The sequence below is a fragment of the Acinetobacter pollinis genome (genome assembly GCF_015627175.1).
In the GTDB taxonomy this organism is placed as follows: domain Bacteria; phylum Pseudomonadota; class Gammaproteobacteria; order Pseudomonadales; family Moraxellaceae; genus Acinetobacter; species Acinetobacter pollinis.
On record NZ_VTDQ01000007.1, the window covers coordinates 64,639 to 80,888 of the forward strand.

Genomic DNA, 16,250 nt, shown 5'->3' on the forward strand with positions numbered 1-16,250 from the left:
CTTAGCCTGCTCTACTCGATACAAAGGGATTAAATTTTTTCTCATGACCAATGGTACTCATCTCACCATGCCCTGGAATAAACTGTGTTTCATCAGGTAATGTAAAACATGTGCTATGAATAGAATCTATTAATTGCTGATGGTTTCCTCTTGGGAAATCTGTACGACCAATAGACTCTTTAAATAGCAAATCACCTGCCCATAACAACCGATGTTCTGCATTGTAAAAAATGACATGCCCAGGTGTATGACCTGGTGCAAATCGCACTTCAAACGCGTGCTTTCCAAGTGTAAGTACTTCATTGCCCTCAAGCCAAGTCGATACATGAACAGGCTCTGGAATAGGAAAACCATATTGTGCTGAAACTTCTTGAAGCATATCTAACCAAAATTGATCTTCTTTATGAGGTCCAATAACAGGGATACTCCATATACGTGCAAGTTCACCCACTGCACCAGCATGGTCAAGATGCCCATGTGTCAGCCACAATTGCTTAACCTGAATTCCAAGAGCTTGAACCTCTTGTTGAATTCTTTGTGCATCACCACCTGCATCAATAATAATGGCTTCTTTACTCTCACTGTCCCAAACAATTGAACAGTTTTGAGCAAATGGTGTCACAGGTACAATCTTAACTTGTAGCATGGGCATCCCTTCTGATTTATTCGTATGGTGCCAATGTTACCTTGATCGCATCCAAATGTGCGGTCAATAATGTTTTGAAAAGTATTAAATGCATTTCATCTGTATTCAATGCAGGAATATAAGCATAAGACTCTCCACCTGCTTTTTTGAAGTTTTCCGCATTTTCAACGGCCAATTCTTCTAAAGTTTCCAAACAGTCTGCGGAAAAAGCAGGACTCATAATCTGAACAGACTTAACACCACTCTTGCCCCATTCATCTAACAGTTCATCTGTATAAGGGCGTACCCACTCTTGGGCACCAAAACGCGACTGAAAGCTAATTGCCCATTCGCTGTCTTGTAAGCCCAACTCTTGGGCAACCAATTTAGCAGTTTTACGACAGCGCTCTGGGTATGGATCGCCTTTGTCTGCAAACGGCTGAGGAATACCATGAAAAGACATTAAAAGTTTGTCGGCTGTACCATGCTCGGCACGGAAACGTTTTACACTTTCTGCAAGTGCACGAATGTATAACGGGTGTTGGTAGTAATCACGAATAATACTTATACCCGGCAAATTACGCTGTTTTAATGCCCACTTTGAGAGTAAATCATATTGTGGAGCCGTAGATGTGGCAGAGTACTGAGGATACAGCGGAAACAATAAAATATGATCTGTTTTACTACCATCTAAATCTTTTAGCAGTGCTTTCATTCCCGGATTACCATAAGTCATGAGCGGGACAATATTTAAGTCAAACTCAGGATACTTTTCAGGCAATGCTTTTTTTAAATAGTCGGCTTGATCAAATAAAATTTCACGCATTGGCGAATCTTTCCACCAGATTGAAGCATATGCTTCTGCCACACGTTTAGGACGGCGCGGTAAAACAAAAAGGCGTAAAATAATTTGCCAAACAATTTTAGGGATTTCAACAACACGTTGATCTGACAAGAACTCTTTTAAATAACGGCTGACAGCAGGTGCTGTTGGCTCATCTGGCGTGCCAAGATTAGCGAGAATTACTGTGATTTTTGGTTTATCTTGTTTCATCTTCACTCATTCGCTGGAAATATTTTTATCTACTTTAACGGTTTTGAATTTTAATTAAAATAATATAATTACTCGTTTTTTTGTTAAAACTTATCGTTATTCACAATCATTTTACAAATCATGATTCTATATCATTTTTTTTAAAATATTTTGTATATTTATGCTCACTTTCCACAATAACCTTTGTCTATGGTCGCGACCAATAGGTACAATCCATGCATTGTCTTTTATATGAATTTTAATGTTATTTAAAATATAGTCATCAATATCGACATGTGTAATATGACTCAATAAAGGATTTTCTTTACTTAAGGTTTGCCATGTTATTTGCATTAAATACTGATTTAAGCGCTTTAAAAATACATCTTCTATAGCAGGTTCAGTTAGCCCTTTTGCGATAATTTGAAGAATTTCCAACCAAGTAAGGTGTATAGAGCGCGTAATTCGCTCAAACGAATCATTTTCATGTGCACAAACCTGATAACTGAGTGTAAAAAGGTCTGAAAGTTGCACTAAAACAGATTGATTCGCTGTCAGTTTTATATTTTTTTCAGCCTGTAATTCAAATTGCGCCACCTTATGCTTAAGACGCTGAATCTCGTCTTGCAACAGTCTTGTATTATAAGCACGTACCCACCCTTGGGTCGGATATGTCTGTACAATTTTGGGCATATGATATTTTACTTGCGTGATCAAATCATCGACATGATCATATTCAAAAATTTCCTTCACTTCTTGCTGGATCAATTGCCTGAAATGATAAAATTTTTGTTGTGCTTCATCTAAGGTGGAGACATTACTCGGTAAGTCATACTTTTGCATGAACACAACAATCGACTTCTGTCGAGCCAATGCATAAATATACTCTAACTGCATATAACTCACACCAGAAACAGATAACTGTCCATAGTCGCTACCTAAAAGTAGCGTTATATAGTCACTTTCATCAATTTTACGGCGCGCCAGTGTAGCAGTAGTTGTACATCTATTTTCTACACCCCATGCAAAATAACCTAACCCAATCAAAGTTTGACACAGTATTCGATATTCTTTAGACATTCCCTCCCCTGAAGTTGAGATGAATATCTGATAACGCTTATCGACCATGTGTAAACTCAATAAATAAAGGAATTTTAAAGCCAAGTAAAATCATTTAGATGGAATATTCTCCCATAGTCCAACGAATTTCTTTAGCAATTAGACGTTGTACCACTATTTCAGTCTGAGGTGTATAGCCACCTGTGAAATAGCAGGTCATCTGTAACGTTTTTGTTACATTTGGGTTGATTAATCCATGATGGGTAAGTACATGTGCAAGCTGACGTGCAACTGCTTGACCTGAGTCGACCAATTGGAATTGATTTGGAAAAACAGTTTCAATACTATTTTTTAAAAAAGGATAATGCGTACAGCCCAATACCAGATGGTCAGCTTTACGCTCAAGTGCTGGCTTTAAAGTACGCTCTAGAAGCGAATACATATAATCGCTGTCTTGCTTACCTGCTTCTATTAGCGGCACCAGTTCTAAAGAAGTTATAGGCAAAACCTCTACATCTAGAGGTTCTGCAAAACGACATACAACTTCCTTAATTAGCTTCCCACGAAATGTTGCAGGTGTTGCTAACACAGCAACAACTTTGCTTTTAGTATTTAAAACTGCAGGCTTAAGTGCAGGAACCAAACCAATAATTGGAAAATCACTTCCATAATGTTCACGAAGGTAGTCTAAACTAAATGCAGATGCTGTATTACATGCCACCACCACTGCTTTACATCCCTTTTGATATAACCAATCTACGGCTTGCGCTGTAAGGTGACGAATTTCGTTATCATCTCTCGCTCCATAGGGAACATGTGCTGTATCTGCTAAATAATGAATATGCTCATGAGGCAAATATTTTAAAATATCATTGACAACAGATAACCCTCCAACACCTGAGTCGAACACACCAATAGGCGCATCTTTAGATGCTTTAATACTGTGAATTCGTCTATATCTTAGGGAATGAAAGTCACTCATGGGATCATTTATTTGGAAATTAATTTAGCTGACAAATCTTAAACCTCAGGCAGTCAAATGCAAGCAAAAATCACCACTTTGAAGCACAAGTTCTGTCTGTAATTGATCATTTTCAATCAGTTCACCCATTTCTATTAAATGAAAAAATACCGACCTTGGAATAAGTGCATACAAGCCATAACGAATATAGACGTATGGACGCATTTTACCTTTATAGGCACGCATAATCATCCTATTCTTTTCACCTAAAACAACCACATCACCGTCGGTAGTATGAAAGTGAATCCATGTTTGTTCAGCTTGAGAAATTTTTTCGACACCGCGAATACAAAGTGGTGCATCTTCGACTTCAATTTCAATTTTTTCTACAGGTGTTTTTAAATAGTATTTTGATTCTTCTTTGCATAAAATATGCGAAAATAGTTGGATAAGTGCATCTCTTTGAATTTGTGTACCCTCATGCCACCACGTATGATTGGCATGTATACATAAATCCATTTTTCCACATCTTTGAGGTTGCCACTGATCCAGTGGTGGGATTTGAGTTTTATGTATGTCCCCAGCTAAATTTATACTTTCTAAAACAGAATCTAAAGTTTTATCAGATAAATTTGAGTGTTTTTTATACATACTCTGAGAAATATCATCTTTTCCCATCGCTTTTATCCCCTATTTGACAGAAAATACACACTTATCAGCCAATAGGCTATTCTATACATCTTAAGTGATGATATCTCGGACACGTTTTAGCATGTGTCTGAGATTTGTGTCTATAGAAAACACTCATGGCAGCACCATAATGTACCGTTTGGTTGCCACCTTTTTCAATATGAGGAGTCCTACATGGAACACATCGAACGCGAATCGATGGAGTTTGACGTTGTTATTGTGGGTGCAGGACCTGCTGGTCTTTCTGCAGCAATAAAAATTCGTCAGTTAGCAATTGAACATGACTTATCTGATTTAACCGTTTGTGTCGTAGAAAAGGGCTCCGAAGTCGGTGCACATATTCTGTCTGGTGCTGTACTTGAACCTCGCGCTTTAAATGAGCTTTTTCCAAATTGGAAAGAAGAAGATGCGCCACTTAACGTTCCGGTTAAAGAAGACAAGACTTATTTCTTAATGTCTGAAACAAAACATCAAGAAGCCCCTCATTGGATGGTTCCAAAAACCATGCACAACGACGGAAACTATGTCGTTTCACTAGGTAATGTTGTTCGTTGGTTAGGTGAAAAGGCAGAAGAGTTAGAAGTTGCTGTTTTTCCAGGATTTTCTGCATCTGAAATTCTATATCATGAAGATGGTACAGTTAAAGGTATTCAAACAGGCGATATGGGTGTAGGTAAAGATGGTGAACCAACACCTCATTTCACACCGGGCTATGAATTACATGCAAAATACACTCTATTTGCAGAAGGTTGCCGTGGCCATCTTGGAAAACGTCTCATTGAAAACTTTAAATTGGACAAAGATGTAGACCCCCAACACTACGGGATTGGGATTAAAGAGCTTTGGGAAATCGATCCTGAGAAACATCAAGAAGGTTTAGTCATGCATGGCGCAGGTTGGCCATTGTCTGAAACTGCATCTTCAGGTGGTTGGTGGTTATACCATGCAGAAAATAATCAGGTGACTTTAGGCATGATTATTGACCTTTCTTATACCAATCCAAATATGTATCCATTTATGGAAATGCAACGTTGGAAAACACACCCTCTTATTAAACAATATTTAGAAGGTGGTAAACGTATTTCCTACGGCGCACGTGCTGTGGTTAAAGGTGGTTTTAATGCCTTGCCAAAACTTACTTTCCCAGGTGGTTGCCTGATTGGTGATGATGCAGGTTTTCTGAACTTCGCCAAAATTAAAGGCTCACACACTGCTATGAAGTCTGGCATGCTCTGTGCAGAAGCAATTTTTGAAGCGATTTCTCAAGGTGTAGACAAAGGTGGTGACCTTGCTATTGCACGTCTTACTGAAGATGAAGATCACTTTATTAAAGAAGTGACAGCATATACAGAGAAATACAATCAGAGCTGGTTAAAAGAAGAGCTTTACAACTCTCGTAACTTTGGCCCTGCAATGCATAAATTTGGCCAATGGTTCGGTGGTGCATTTAACTTTGTTGACCAAAACATCTTTAAAGTTCCATTTACACTGCACGATACCATTCCTGACTTCTCTGCATTAAAAACAGTTGATGCAGAGCACTTTAAGCCAAACTACCCGAAGCCAGATGGTACGCTTACTTTCGATCGCTTATCTTCAGTATTTATTTCAAATACAGTACATGAAGAAAATCAGCCATCTCATTTAAAACTGACAGACGCAACGATTCCTGTAAATGTGAATTTACCAAAATGGGATGAACCTGCTCAACGCTACTGTCCAGCAGGGGTGTATGAAATTATTGAGGAAGACAATACCAAACGCTTCCAAATTAATGCAGCAAACTGCGTACATTGCAAAACATGTGATATTAAAGATCCATCACAGAATATTACATGGGTAACACCTGAAGGTGGTGGTGGTCCAAACTATCCAAATATGTAATAAAACCTATAAGCCTCTCATTTGTAGAGGCTTATTTTTATCCCTTTTGAATGAGGTAACGATATTCTTTATGCCCTTTATCGTCTAGATATTCTTCTTTTAGTAACAGCTCATGATTCATGTGCACACAAAAACGCGGAATATCCCAAGAGGTCGATGTGTCAGTTGCAATGACTTCAACTACCTCGCCCGACTGTATTTTACGTATTGCCTGACGTAACATCATAATTGGGTCTGGGCAATATAGTCCTCGCGTATTAAGCTGAACTTTAGGGTCAGCCGATACATCTGTCATAGCAAATACATCACTTCAAAAATAAAATTGATTTTATCATAATGTCTTAAATGGTGTTGCGACAAAAAAATTCATTCTTTTCAAATTTTTCATACAGTTTTTCTAATGCATGAACCTTTTTTCTTCGGTATGATGAAGCCTCTACTTTGATAACAAATACACCGATTTAGGAAGGATCATGCAAGAGGAATCAGGCTCATCGTGGGGTATGCGCGGCTTAAGAAAATGGTTAGGCACCGCACCAGAAACCAGAGATGAGTTACTCAAACTTGTACAAGACTCTCGTCGCTTTTTAGAACCAGATACAGTTGCAATGCTTGAGGGCGTACTCGACCTCCCTGCAACGAAAATACGTGAAGTCATGACACCACGTACTGCTATGGTAAGCCTACAAGAAGATGATCAGTTGTTAGACATTCTACATGTACTCACTGACTCTGCACATTCTCGTTTTCCAGTATTCTCTTCAGATCAACCTGATACTGTTGTCGGTGTACTTTTGGCAAAAGATTTATTGCCTTTTCTGTCTGAACCGACAGCAAAAGTAGATATTTGCGCGCTGATGCGCCAACCACTTTTCATTCCAGAAAGTGCTCGCTCAGACCAAGTATTGCGTATGCTTAAAAATACACAAACCCATATTGCCATGGTCATTGATGAGTATGGTGCAACCTCTGGTTTAGTCACACTAGAAGATATTCTAGAAGAAATTGTTGGCGAAATTGAAGATGAACATGATACAGCTGATGAAGAAGGACAATTTATTCTTCCAGATGCAAAGCATGACACTGCCAATGCTTGGATCGTACAGGCATTAACACCAATCGAATACTTTAATGATCTGTTAGATGCAGATTTTTCTGACGATGAGGTCGAAACCGTAGGCGGTTTACTTCTTCAAGAAATTGGCCTTGTAAATGATTTAAAGGGTCAAACCATAGAAATTAAAGACTGGAAGTTTACAATCATTGAAGCAGATACACGAACGATTCAACTCATTCGGGCTGTTCGTCAATGAACCTCGTAACATCGCTTACGTCTAAAAATGTTCAACTTCCCACCTTCGTTTTATGCCTCATCGCATTAATTTCAGGTGGGACTTTTAGCCTCTCTTTAGCACCATACCACTACTGGTGGATTGCCCTACTTTCTCCTGCATTGCTTTATGCATGTTTACTTGGACGTAGACCCAAACAAGCCTTTCTGATCGGTTGGAGTTTTGGGTTTGGCTTATGGTTCACGGGCGCGTTTTGGCTATTTGCTTCAATTCATAACTACGGCAATATCAGTACACCTATTGGTATACTCCTCATTGCACTCTTAGCAAGTGTCATGGGATTATTTAATGCTTTTCAGACATGGGCTTACAAGCGTTTTTTTCCTGAAACGCCCCTTACGTTTGCACCACTATGGATTTTATTTGAATGGCTAAAAACATGGTTATTCACTGGTTTTCCATGGCTTTTTGTCGGTTATGCATTTACAAATGTCTTTCTCGATGATTATGCACCTTTATTTGGTGTATTAAGTGTTTCTTTCGTTGCCGTACTTATTGCTACTGCGTGTGTGGAAGTCATAAGAAAACGTGTGTTTTGGGTTCTCCCTATTCTTACCTTACTTTTAGGGGCTTGGGGTGCATCTTCCTTGCAGTTTGTTCAACCAAAAAATGAACGTGCTTTAAGTGTCTCTCTTGTTCAAGGAAATATTCCACAAGATTTAAAATGGCTAACAACCTACCAAGACCGTACTTTAGAGATCTATCAAACACTAAGTTCAAGCGAATGGGGACGCGATCTTATCGTATGGCCTGAGTCTGCAATTCCAATGACTCAAATTAGTGTGGCACCATTTATACAAGAGATGACTCAACTCGCTAAACAGAAGAACTCTGCTTGGATAAGTGGTATTCCCTATTATGATGAACAAGCTTCTATTCAAGCAGGTCGAAGTGTGTTTTATAACAGTCTAATGGCATCAGGTGCACAAACATCTGGGTTATATGAAAAACAACGTCTAGTCCCTTTTGGTGAATATGTACCATTGGCGGGGCTTTTGAAATGGGTCTTGCCTGCACTACAAAATGATATTACAGAAGGTAGTATGTCGGCAGGGCCATCTGGGCAAAAAGCATTAAATATAAAACAGCATGCATTAGGTACAGCTATTTGCTATGAAGTTGCCTACCCCAATCTCACTCGCACTAATGCAAAAAATAGTGACTTTATGGTAACTGTTTCTAACGATGCTTGGTTTTCTGGTACAGCTGGGCCTTGGCAACATTTACAAATGGTACAAATGAGAGCCAAGGAGAATGGTCGCTGGTTTATTCGTGCAACCAATACAGGAATCACAGCATTTATTAATGAAAAAGGTCAAATTGTTGCGCAAGCACCAATCGATCAAGCCTTTGTATTAAGACATGATCTGCCTGCATTCTCAGGACAAACCTTATATACGCGTTTAGGTGATTTGCCTATCTTAATTTTCTCAATCATTTTACTTTGCTTAGGTATGTATTATCGTCCAAAGCAAGTAGATGTATCGTTTAAATCACGACGTTAAATGAAATAACCTCCTTATGGAGGTTATTTTTATTCATATACAATATAAAAAAATTGCATGCTAAAATGCGTTTTAAACAGAAAACCCATTTAAAAATTATGGTATTGAACGCAGAAATATCTAGTCATCCTCTTCGTATTCGTGTTGCTGTACCTCTTCCTATTTATGACTCCTTTGACTATTTAGTGACTGCTGAGCAATATCGCTCTTTAAACTTAGGTTCGAGAGTAAAAGTATCTTTTGGTCGCCAACAATGTATTGCTGTAGTTATCGAAAAAATTCCACCCAATACACCACAAGAAACTACATTTAAACTCAAAAATATTTTAGAGGTGATCGATACAACTTCTCTTATTCATCAATCTATGATGTCATTATTGAAGTGGTCGGCACAGTACTACATATTTCCCTTAGGTGAAGTCATACAAAGTGCATTCCCTACACGTTTACGACAAGGCCATACTTATGAATGTCATGCGCCTGCTTGGGAAATTATAGATTTTCATGCAGAAGAAAAGCTTAAACGTTCTGAGAAACAGCGTCTAGCCTATACACACTTATGCAAAAAAGTAGAACCTTGTTTTGAAACAGATCTTGTAAATGAAGGAATCCATTTAACGACATTACGTGCTCTAGAAAAAAAACAAATTATCCAAGAAATAGAAAAAAACATCGACTTTTCAGCAAAACCTATAGAATTAGCACAAATCCCTTTAACTGCAAATGAAGACCAAACACAGGCAATTCACACTATCTTAGAGAAAAAAGAGGGTTATTGTGCTTTTTTACTTGATGGTATTACAGGCAGTGGCAAAACTGAAGTCTACTTACAAGTCATGTATGAAGTCTTAAAGCAAGGCAAACAAGTTCTGGTACTTGTTCCAGAAATTGGTTTAACCGCTCAGACCATTGCACGTTTTAAAGCCAGATTTAATTGCCATATCACCTTACTCCACTCGGGATTAACAGATGTTCAGCGTCTACATGCATGGCAGCAGGCACAGACTGGACAAGCTTCAATTATACTCGGTACACGCTCTGCCATTTATACACCCTTGCCACATCTTGGACTCATCATTTTAGATGAAGAGCATGACCTCTCTTTCAAACAACAAGAAGGTTTTAGATATCATGCCAGAGATGTTGCACTCTATCGGGCGCATTTAGAAAAATGTCCTATTATTTTAGGATCGGCAACCCCTAGTATTGATAGCTTTGCCTTGGTACAACAAAAGAAGATTCAGCATTTAACCTTAAATACACGCACAGGAAGTGCCGTATTGCCCCAAATGCATCTTATCGATTTGAAAGTGAGTCCAAAAGTGCATGGACTAAGCCAATACTTAATTGGTCACATTAAACAGCGTTTACAAGAACAAGAACAAGTACTTATTTTTTTAAATAGGCGTGGTTATGCTCCTGTACTTATGTGTGAACACTGTGGTTGGCAAGCCAACTGTCCGAATTGCGATGCTCACTTTACACTGCATACGCAGCCATATCAGCACTTACATTGCCATCACTGTGGGCTTATTCAAGTTTTACCTCCAAGCTGTCCAGAATGTAAACAAGAAACGCTTAAACCCATTGGCTTAGGCACAGTAAAAGTCGAAGAAGGTCTTAAAGAACTATTTCCCGAAACAGAAATTATTCGAGTAGATCGCGATAGTACGAGTCGTGTTGGTAGTCTCGAAAAAATCTACGACAAAATACATCAAAATAAACCACTTATTTTATTAGGCACACAAATGCTCGCCAAAGGGCATCATTTCCCCTATGTAACTTTAGTGGCTATTTTAGATATCGATGCAGGATTATTAAGCGTTGACTTTCGCGCGCCTGAGCGAACAGCACAAATGATTGTCCAAGTATCTGGACGTGCAGGTCGTGGCGAGAAAAAAGGAGACGTCTTCTTACAGACATTACGACCTGACCATCCCACATTAAATACACTTATTTCCAAAGACTATCGAACATTTGCACAACATACACTAAAAGAGCGCCAAATTGCCCTCCTACCACCCTATCGATATACGGTTTTAGTACGGAGTGAATCTAAAGATGAACAGAAAAACCTGCAGTTTTTGACAGAGATTTCCCAAAATTTACAGGAAATATCAACACAACACTTAGACATCTGGGGGCCTATTCCTGCCCCAATGCAACGTAAAGCAGGAAAGTATCAAGCACATTTGGTTATTTTAGGCAAAGATCGAGCGCATCTACATTATTATATTAGACACTGGTGGTTATTTATTACCTCTCAATGCCCAGCATATATTCGCCTTTCAATTGATATTGATCCGCAAGAATTGAACTGAGTAATAATTTGATATGCTTTTAAATGACTATGATCTTCACATGGCATAATTACTTTTAATGAACTCAAAATGACGATTAAACGTCTATGACGTAGGACAATTGCATGTCACTTTTGCTACAGATGACTATTTTTCTTGGTGCATGTCTCATTATTGTACCTTTGGGCAAACGTTTAGGTATTGCCACCGTTCTTGGCTATTTATTTACAGGCATTATTTTAGGACCTAGCGTACTTAATGTCGCAAATGATCCTCATGCCATTATGAATTTAGCAGAATTTGGTGTTATTTTGCTGATGTTCCTTATTGGCTTAGAACTTAGACCACAAAGATTATGGCAAATGAGGCAAGCTATTTTCGCAATGGGTAGTTTACAAGTCACTGTAACGGGACTCATTTTCATGGCAATCTTATGGTTTATTTTTAAACAAAGTATTCCTACAAGTTTTGCGATTGGTTTTGCGCTTGCATTGTCATCTACTGCATTTGTACTTCAGCTCTTAAATGAAAAACAAGAACTTAACACGACCTATGGTCAAAAATCTTTCTCAATTCTTCTTTTTCAAGATATTGCTGCAATTCCCTTACTTGCAGTCATTCCTTTACTTGCAGGTACGTCTTCTGCACACCATGGCATTGCATACTTTGCAGCAATTATTGCAGCATTTAGTGGTTTATTCTTATTTAGTCGTTTTGTCATGCGCCCATTTTTTAGATTTGTCGCGAAAAGTGGTGCCAGTGAACTTATTACGGCAGTTGCACTCTTTATTGTGCTTGGGGTCGTTCTACTTATGGAAACACTCGGCATAAGTACAACTTTAGGCGCATTTTTAACGGGTGTTTTACTTGCAGATTCTGAGTTTCGCCATGAGTTAGAAGCAAGTATTGCGCCATTTAAGGGGCTTCTGCTTGGTTTATTCTTTATGACTGTTGGAATGACCACTCAACTTTCTACGCTATTTGAGCATCCATTGCTTATTGTAGGTGGTGCACTGGCGCTCTTACTCATTAAGCTTATTTCTATTACACTCATTGGTAAATATTATAAAAATACGTGGAAAAATAGCCTGATGCTCGGTACGTGTCTTGCACAAGGCGGAGAATTTGCATTTGTAGTATTTAATGTTGCACACAGTGAACAGCTATTAGCGCAAAGTTTACTTGAGCCTGTAACTTTAATTGTCACACTCTCTATGGTATTAACACCTATTTTGTACTGGTTCATGACACGCTTTGTCATTCCAAGACTAGAACAAAATGATGAGCAGGTTTTCGATGATATTCCAAATCATGAAAGCCCAATGATGATTGCAGGTTTTGGCCGTTTTGGTCAAATTATTGCCCGCATTGCGCGCTTACAACACATTCCCTTTATTGCGATAGATTCTAGCTTAAAACAGATTGATTTCGTACGGCGTTATGGTGGAAAAATTTACTATGGTGACGTCACTCAGCCTGATCTTCTGAGGTCGGCAGGTATTGAACATATTAAAGTTTTTGTGTTGGCCATTGATGATGTTGAAGATTCACTCAATACTGCACGACACATTACACTGAATTATCCCCATGTTAAACTGCTTGTCCGTGCACGTGACCGTCATCATGTACATCTATTGCGTGATATTGGCGTGAGTCATATTTGGCGGGAGACTTACTTATCCTCTTTAGGTCTTGCCTATCGTGCCCTCAGAGAGTTAGGTATAGAAGACCAAGAAGCCTATGCAAAAATAGAGCTTTTTCGTGACTATGATGAAAAGTTACTTGTAGAACAACAAAGTATTTATAACGATGAACAAAAAGTGTTTGAAACACATCGTAATGCCTTAGCAGAGCTAGAACATCTCTTTGAAAGCGACACCAAAGTAGAGCCCAAAGAAAGCGAAGTGAACTTACGCCGTGGGCTTGAACAACAACGCATCAATGTCTCTCGAAATGAGGATGAATAACTTGTGTTTTATGATGATGCCACCATTAAATAAAGGGATTGGAGAAATATATGTCTAACTTACGTCAACGTTTTTATATTGAAAACTGCCCTGTTCGTGGTGAAGTTGTTCATCTAGATGAAGCACTGCAAACTATTTTGTCTCAGCGTTCGTATCCAGAAGCAATAAAAATTCTTATTGGAGAGATGCTCAGTGCAACGGCATTACTTGCAAGCACATTAAAAATTAAGGGTCAAATTAGCTTACAGATTCAAGCAAAAGGCACACTCAAGTGGGCTATGGCTGAATGTAACCACCTAGGCGAGGTTCGTGCTCTAGCTGATTTTGCAGAAGACCCTCGCTTTGCAGAGGCACATGACAGCAGTACAGTTCTTTCGACTTTAGAACAACCTGTATTGTTTATTAATATCGAACCTGAAGTCGGTGAACGCTATCAAGGTATTGTTCCTTTAGATAAACCGACACTAGCACAATGTCTTATGCAATATTACGATCTTTCTGCACAGATCCCAACACATATTGTACTTGCGAGCACAAAAGAAACGTCAGGTGGTTTGCTTATTCAGTTACTGCCCCGCCGTGAAGATGAATATGAAACCATAGATGAAGATTTATGGCCTCGTCTTATTATGCTTACAGACACGCTAAAATCAGAAGAAATTACATCACTCGACCCACAAGAGATCTTATTCCGCTTATATCATGAAGAAGATGTAAGACTTCCAGAACAAGAATCTCTACGATTTGCATGTACATGTTCTCAAAAAAAATGCGTCAATGCACTGATTCAAATTGGTGAAAATGCAGTAAAAGAGACTTTAGAAGTACAAAACCCGATTGAAATGAATTGTCAATTTTGTAATGCACGTTATACCTTTAATGCAGAAGAAGCCCTCTCATTATTTGGTAAACACTTAAGTTAAATCATTCGATTGGGAGGAAAGTTACTTCCTCCCAACATTCAAAATTAATGCACAGTGCCAATAAGATCCCACCATGTATTACTGGTTGCACCATTTACCGGAAAATACCAGTATTGCGAAGTCGTTTTTAAACGAAATAAAAGATTGCCTGATCTAAAAACCTCACCAACTTGACCATATCGGTTATTTGCTCCCCAAGTCGAATATATCTGTGTTTTTAAAGACTCTCCTTTTATAAAATGCCTACCTACATATTCCCAATCTTCATTACTCATTTTATTTATTGGAAAGTAACTTGCAGGTTTTCTTTTAATTTTAAAATATTCAACATCTGAGGTATATGGATTACTATAAACAAAATAATCTCCTATATTCACCTCACTACTATTTCTCTGTTCCCAATTAAATAATGGTCGATTCGTTAAATATAAATCATTAATAATTGGATAACCTAATCCAATAAAACGCCAATCAGCATTTGACTGATTGGTCGATGGAATATCACCTAAACTTCCAGTTCGTTTTGCTTGCCATAATATTGGATATTTTGCATCGAGATTTTTAGAGTAAAAAATACCTTGTCTTGCATAATGCTCATTTGCATTCCATGCTTGTACGCCTCGATATTGATTCCCTAATCCTTTCACAGAAGAATCACTTTCTAAATAAGCATTAGAACCCATTGTTTCTTTCGATGAATGAGGTAGAAGTAGATTATCTGCACACTCATGCGCATCCCCATATGCAGATGCATTTGCAGAGGCTAATTTAGTCGATTTTCCCCAATTACCTTGTATTGGATAATATGTTGTATTGGCATGTCGAAGCGTATCACAACGATAAGGTCCCCAAAAATACTCTAGGAATAGAGAGTTAGATTTTTTAAGATTACCAAAACTCGACGGTGTTTCTAACTGACCCAATACATCTGTACGATTCACTGTCAGATCAGTTAATGTAATTTGCCACCACTGACCACCTGTAGCTTTTAAAGTGGGACTTTTTTCAAACCTAAAACGATACTGATGCCCGACCTTCCAAGCATATGGCCCTTGAATAGATGAACAACCACCAAACTCATTACAGTTGGCCAATTTAGGAATTGCACCACTTACTGCATTAAAGTATTTTGCCTCTTCGGGTTTATCTCCTGTCCAAATAGAAACCAAAGCACGCTTTTGGCCACCACTTCGTTGGAGACCTAAATAACCACCATTTGCATTTTGAAAGGTCACGTATTGTGAGAAATAAACAGAAGATGGAGATGTTTTTTCTGAAGAAATATTATTATATGCTTCCCCAGGATCAACATTAATACGAAAGAAATAATCTTTTACATCAGGTGTTTCATCGACCAGAGTCCATGAACCTGAAGGGGTTAAACTATATGCTGAAATAGGATAAACCACGCTAAATAACAACAGAAATAAATGTTTCTTTATATGCATAACAGACCTGTAAATTGAATATTCATTATTTTAATCAATTGATATTATTCAGCCTTAAATCTCTTTAATAGATCGAAGTCCTTACTTTAAAAATTTCAGTACTAGATTGTATAAATGTAATATTATATCTTAAACATATTCAAATTATGGATAATAAATCAGTTAAAATCTCTAAACTCCAGATTTAATCTTAGTACATCGTTAAAGAATAAAAATCGCATAAATACAATTAATATACTCTTGATCTAAAACAACTTACTCTGAAATTTATTCATATTTAATAATGGATGTATTGGTTGGATGCTTACCATTTTTTAGTATTCACTAAATCAAATACAATATCACAAGCACGGTTTATTCATATACTGTAATTGAAGTTCATAAAACTCTTACATAGAATATTTTCCTCGAGAGAACTTCTCTTTAAAGGCTTTATATCTTGATATAACAAACCTTTAATAATATTTAATACTTAATTTTTAGCTTTGCTTAATGCAAAATTT

The 16,250-nt window shown here is 37.9% G+C and carries 13 protein-coding genes; 6 read left to right on the forward strand and 7 right to left on the reverse strand.

What is annotated here, in order from left to right; genetic code table 11:
- Position 1: 1 nt before the first annotated feature.
- The 5 genes from I2F23_RS04765 to I2F23_RS04785 all read right to left on the reverse strand — a co-directional run bounded on the left by I2F23_RS04765 (position 2) and on the right by I2F23_RS04785 (position 4,356).
- Positions 2 to 646 carry an MBL fold metallo-hydrolase gene (locus tag I2F23_RS04765; protein WP_195771422.1) on the reverse strand — a complete coding sequence of 215 codons (645 nt, stop codon included), beginning with the start codon at positions 644 to 646 and terminating at the stop codon, positions 2 to 4.
- A 16-nt stretch (positions 647 to 662) separates the two neighbouring features.
- Positions 663 to 1,679, reverse strand: coding sequence for a ferrochelatase (gene hemH / locus I2F23_RS04770; protein WP_195771423.1), 1,017 nt, complete (start codon positions 1,677 to 1,679; stop codon positions 663 to 665).
- A gap of 126 nt (positions 1,680 to 1,805) precedes the next feature.
- The gene (locus tag I2F23_RS04775; RefSeq protein WP_196337716.1) at positions 1,806 to 2,786 is read right to left on the reverse strand and encodes a DUF4062 domain-containing protein; all 981 of its coding nucleotides are present in this window, start codon (positions 2,784 to 2,786) and stop codon (positions 1,806 to 1,808) included.
- A 46-nt stretch (positions 2,787 to 2,832) separates the two neighbouring features.
- On the reverse strand, positions 2,833 to 3,699 hold the full coding sequence (murI, locus tag I2F23_RS04780) for a glutamate racemase (RefSeq protein WP_195771425.1): 867 nt from the start codon (positions 3,697 to 3,699) through the stop codon (positions 2,833 to 2,835).
- A gap of 45 nt (positions 3,700 to 3,744) precedes the next feature.
- Entirely contained in the window at positions 3,745 to 4,356 is a 612-nt protein-coding gene (locus I2F23_RS04785; RefSeq protein WP_195771426.1) for a DUF1285 domain-containing protein, read from the reverse strand.
- A 186-nt stretch (positions 4,357 to 4,542) separates the two neighbouring features.
- On the opposite strand from I2F23_RS04785, the gene I2F23_RS04790 reads away from it, so the two are divergent.
- A complete protein-coding gene (locus tag I2F23_RS04790; RefSeq protein WP_195771427.1) occupies positions 4,543 to 6,252 on the forward strand; it encodes an electron transfer flavoprotein-ubiquinone oxidoreductase in 1,710 nt (569 codons plus the stop codon).
- A gap of 37 nt (positions 6,253 to 6,289) precedes the next feature.
- Here the strand turns inward: I2F23_RS04790 and tusA are convergent, their stop codons facing one another.
- Complete coding sequence (gene tusA / locus I2F23_RS04795; RefSeq protein WP_195771428.1) at positions 6,290 to 6,547, reverse strand: sulfurtransferase TusA; 258 nt, start codon at positions 6,545 to 6,547, stop codon at positions 6,290 to 6,292.
- Between the two features lie 178 nt (positions 6,548 to 6,725).
- Between tusA and I2F23_RS04800 the strand changes: the two genes are divergently transcribed.
- From I2F23_RS04800 to hslO, 5 genes are all read left to right on the forward strand, one after another.
- On the forward strand, positions 6,726 to 7,565 hold the full coding sequence (locus tag I2F23_RS04800) for a transporter associated domain-containing protein (RefSeq protein WP_211140182.1): 840 nt from the start codon (positions 6,726 to 6,728) through the stop codon (positions 7,563 to 7,565).
- The gene (lnt, locus tag I2F23_RS04805; protein ID WP_195771429.1) at positions 7,562 to 9,109 is read left to right on the forward strand and encodes an apolipoprotein N-acyltransferase; all 1,548 of its coding nucleotides are present in this window, start codon (positions 7,562 to 7,564) and stop codon (positions 9,107 to 9,109) included. The genes I2F23_RS04800 and lnt overlap by 4 nt, the downstream gene beginning before the upstream one ends.
- A gap of 98 nt (positions 9,110 to 9,207) precedes the next feature.
- Positions 9,208 to 11,430, forward strand: coding sequence for a primosomal protein N' (locus tag I2F23_RS04810; RefSeq protein WP_195771451.1), 2,223 nt, complete (start codon positions 9,208 to 9,210; stop codon positions 11,428 to 11,430).
- A 104-nt stretch (positions 11,431 to 11,534) separates the two neighbouring features.
- Entirely contained in the window at positions 11,535 to 13,376 is a 1,842-nt protein-coding gene (locus I2F23_RS04815) for a monovalent cation:proton antiporter-2 (CPA2) family protein (RefSeq protein ID WP_195771430.1), read from the forward strand.
- A 50-nt stretch (positions 13,377 to 13,426) separates the two neighbouring features.
- Entirely contained in the window at positions 13,427 to 14,299 is an 873-nt protein-coding gene (hslO, locus tag I2F23_RS04820) for an Hsp33 family molecular chaperone HslO (RefSeq protein ID WP_195771431.1), read from the forward strand.
- A 44-nt stretch (positions 14,300 to 14,343) separates the two neighbouring features.
- On the opposite strand, the gene I2F23_RS04825 is transcribed toward hslO, so the two are convergent.
- Positions 14,344 to 15,747, reverse strand: a complete 1,404-nt coding sequence (locus tag I2F23_RS04825) for a DUF3472 domain-containing protein (RefSeq protein ID WP_195771432.1) — start codon at positions 15,745 to 15,747, stop codon at positions 14,344 to 14,346.
- Positions 15,748 to 16,250 lie beyond the last annotated feature (503 nt).

What these genes read in the sequence shown, in the direction of transcription:
- I2F23_RS04775 (WP_196337716.1), bottom strand. Translation starts at nt 2,786, where the DNA reads ATGGTCGATAAGCGTTATCAGATATTCATCTCAACTTCAGGGGAGGGA.
- I2F23_RS04815 (WP_195771430.1), top strand. Translation starts at nt 11,535, where the DNA reads ATGTCACTTTTGCTACAGATGACTATTTTTCTTGGTGCATGTCTCATT.
- hslO (WP_195771431.1), top strand. Translation starts at nt 13,427, where the DNA reads ATGTCTAACTTACGTCAACGTTTTTATATTGAAAACTGCCCTGTTCGT.
- I2F23_RS04825 (WP_195771432.1), bottom strand. Translation starts at nt 15,747, where the DNA reads ATGCATATAAAGAAACATTTATTTCTGTTGTTATTTAGCGTGGTTTAT.
- I2F23_RS04800 (WP_211140182.1), top strand. Translation starts at nt 6,726, where the DNA reads ATGCAAGAGGAATCAGGCTCATCGTGGGGTATGCGCGGCTTAAGAAAA.
- I2F23_RS04810 (WP_195771451.1), top strand. Translation starts at nt 9,208, where the DNA reads ATGGTATTGAACGCAGAAATATCTAGTCATCCTCTTCGTATTCGTGTT.
- I2F23_RS04785 (WP_195771426.1), bottom strand. Translation starts at nt 4,356, where the DNA reads ATGGGAAAAGATGATATTTCTCAGAGTATGTATAAAAAACACTCAAAT.
- lnt (WP_195771429.1), top strand. Translation starts at nt 7,562, where the DNA reads ATGAACCTCGTAACATCGCTTACGTCTAAAAATGTTCAACTTCCCACC.
- tusA (WP_195771428.1), bottom strand. Translation starts at nt 6,547, where the DNA reads ATGACAGATGTATCGGCTGACCCTAAAGTTCAGCTTAATACGCGAGGA.
- I2F23_RS04765 (WP_195771422.1), bottom strand. Translation starts at nt 646, where the DNA reads ATGCTACAAGTTAAGATTGTACCTGTGACACCATTTGCTCAAAACTGT.
- hemH (WP_195771423.1), bottom strand. Translation starts at nt 1,679, where the DNA reads ATGAAACAAGATAAACCAAAAATCACAGTAATTCTCGCTAATCTTGGC.
- murI (WP_195771425.1), bottom strand. Translation starts at nt 3,699, where the DNA reads ATGAGTGACTTTCATTCCCTAAGATATAGACGAATTCACAGTATTAAA.
- I2F23_RS04790 (WP_195771427.1), top strand. Translation starts at nt 4,543, where the DNA reads ATGGAACACATCGAACGCGAATCGATGGAGTTTGACGTTGTTATTGTG.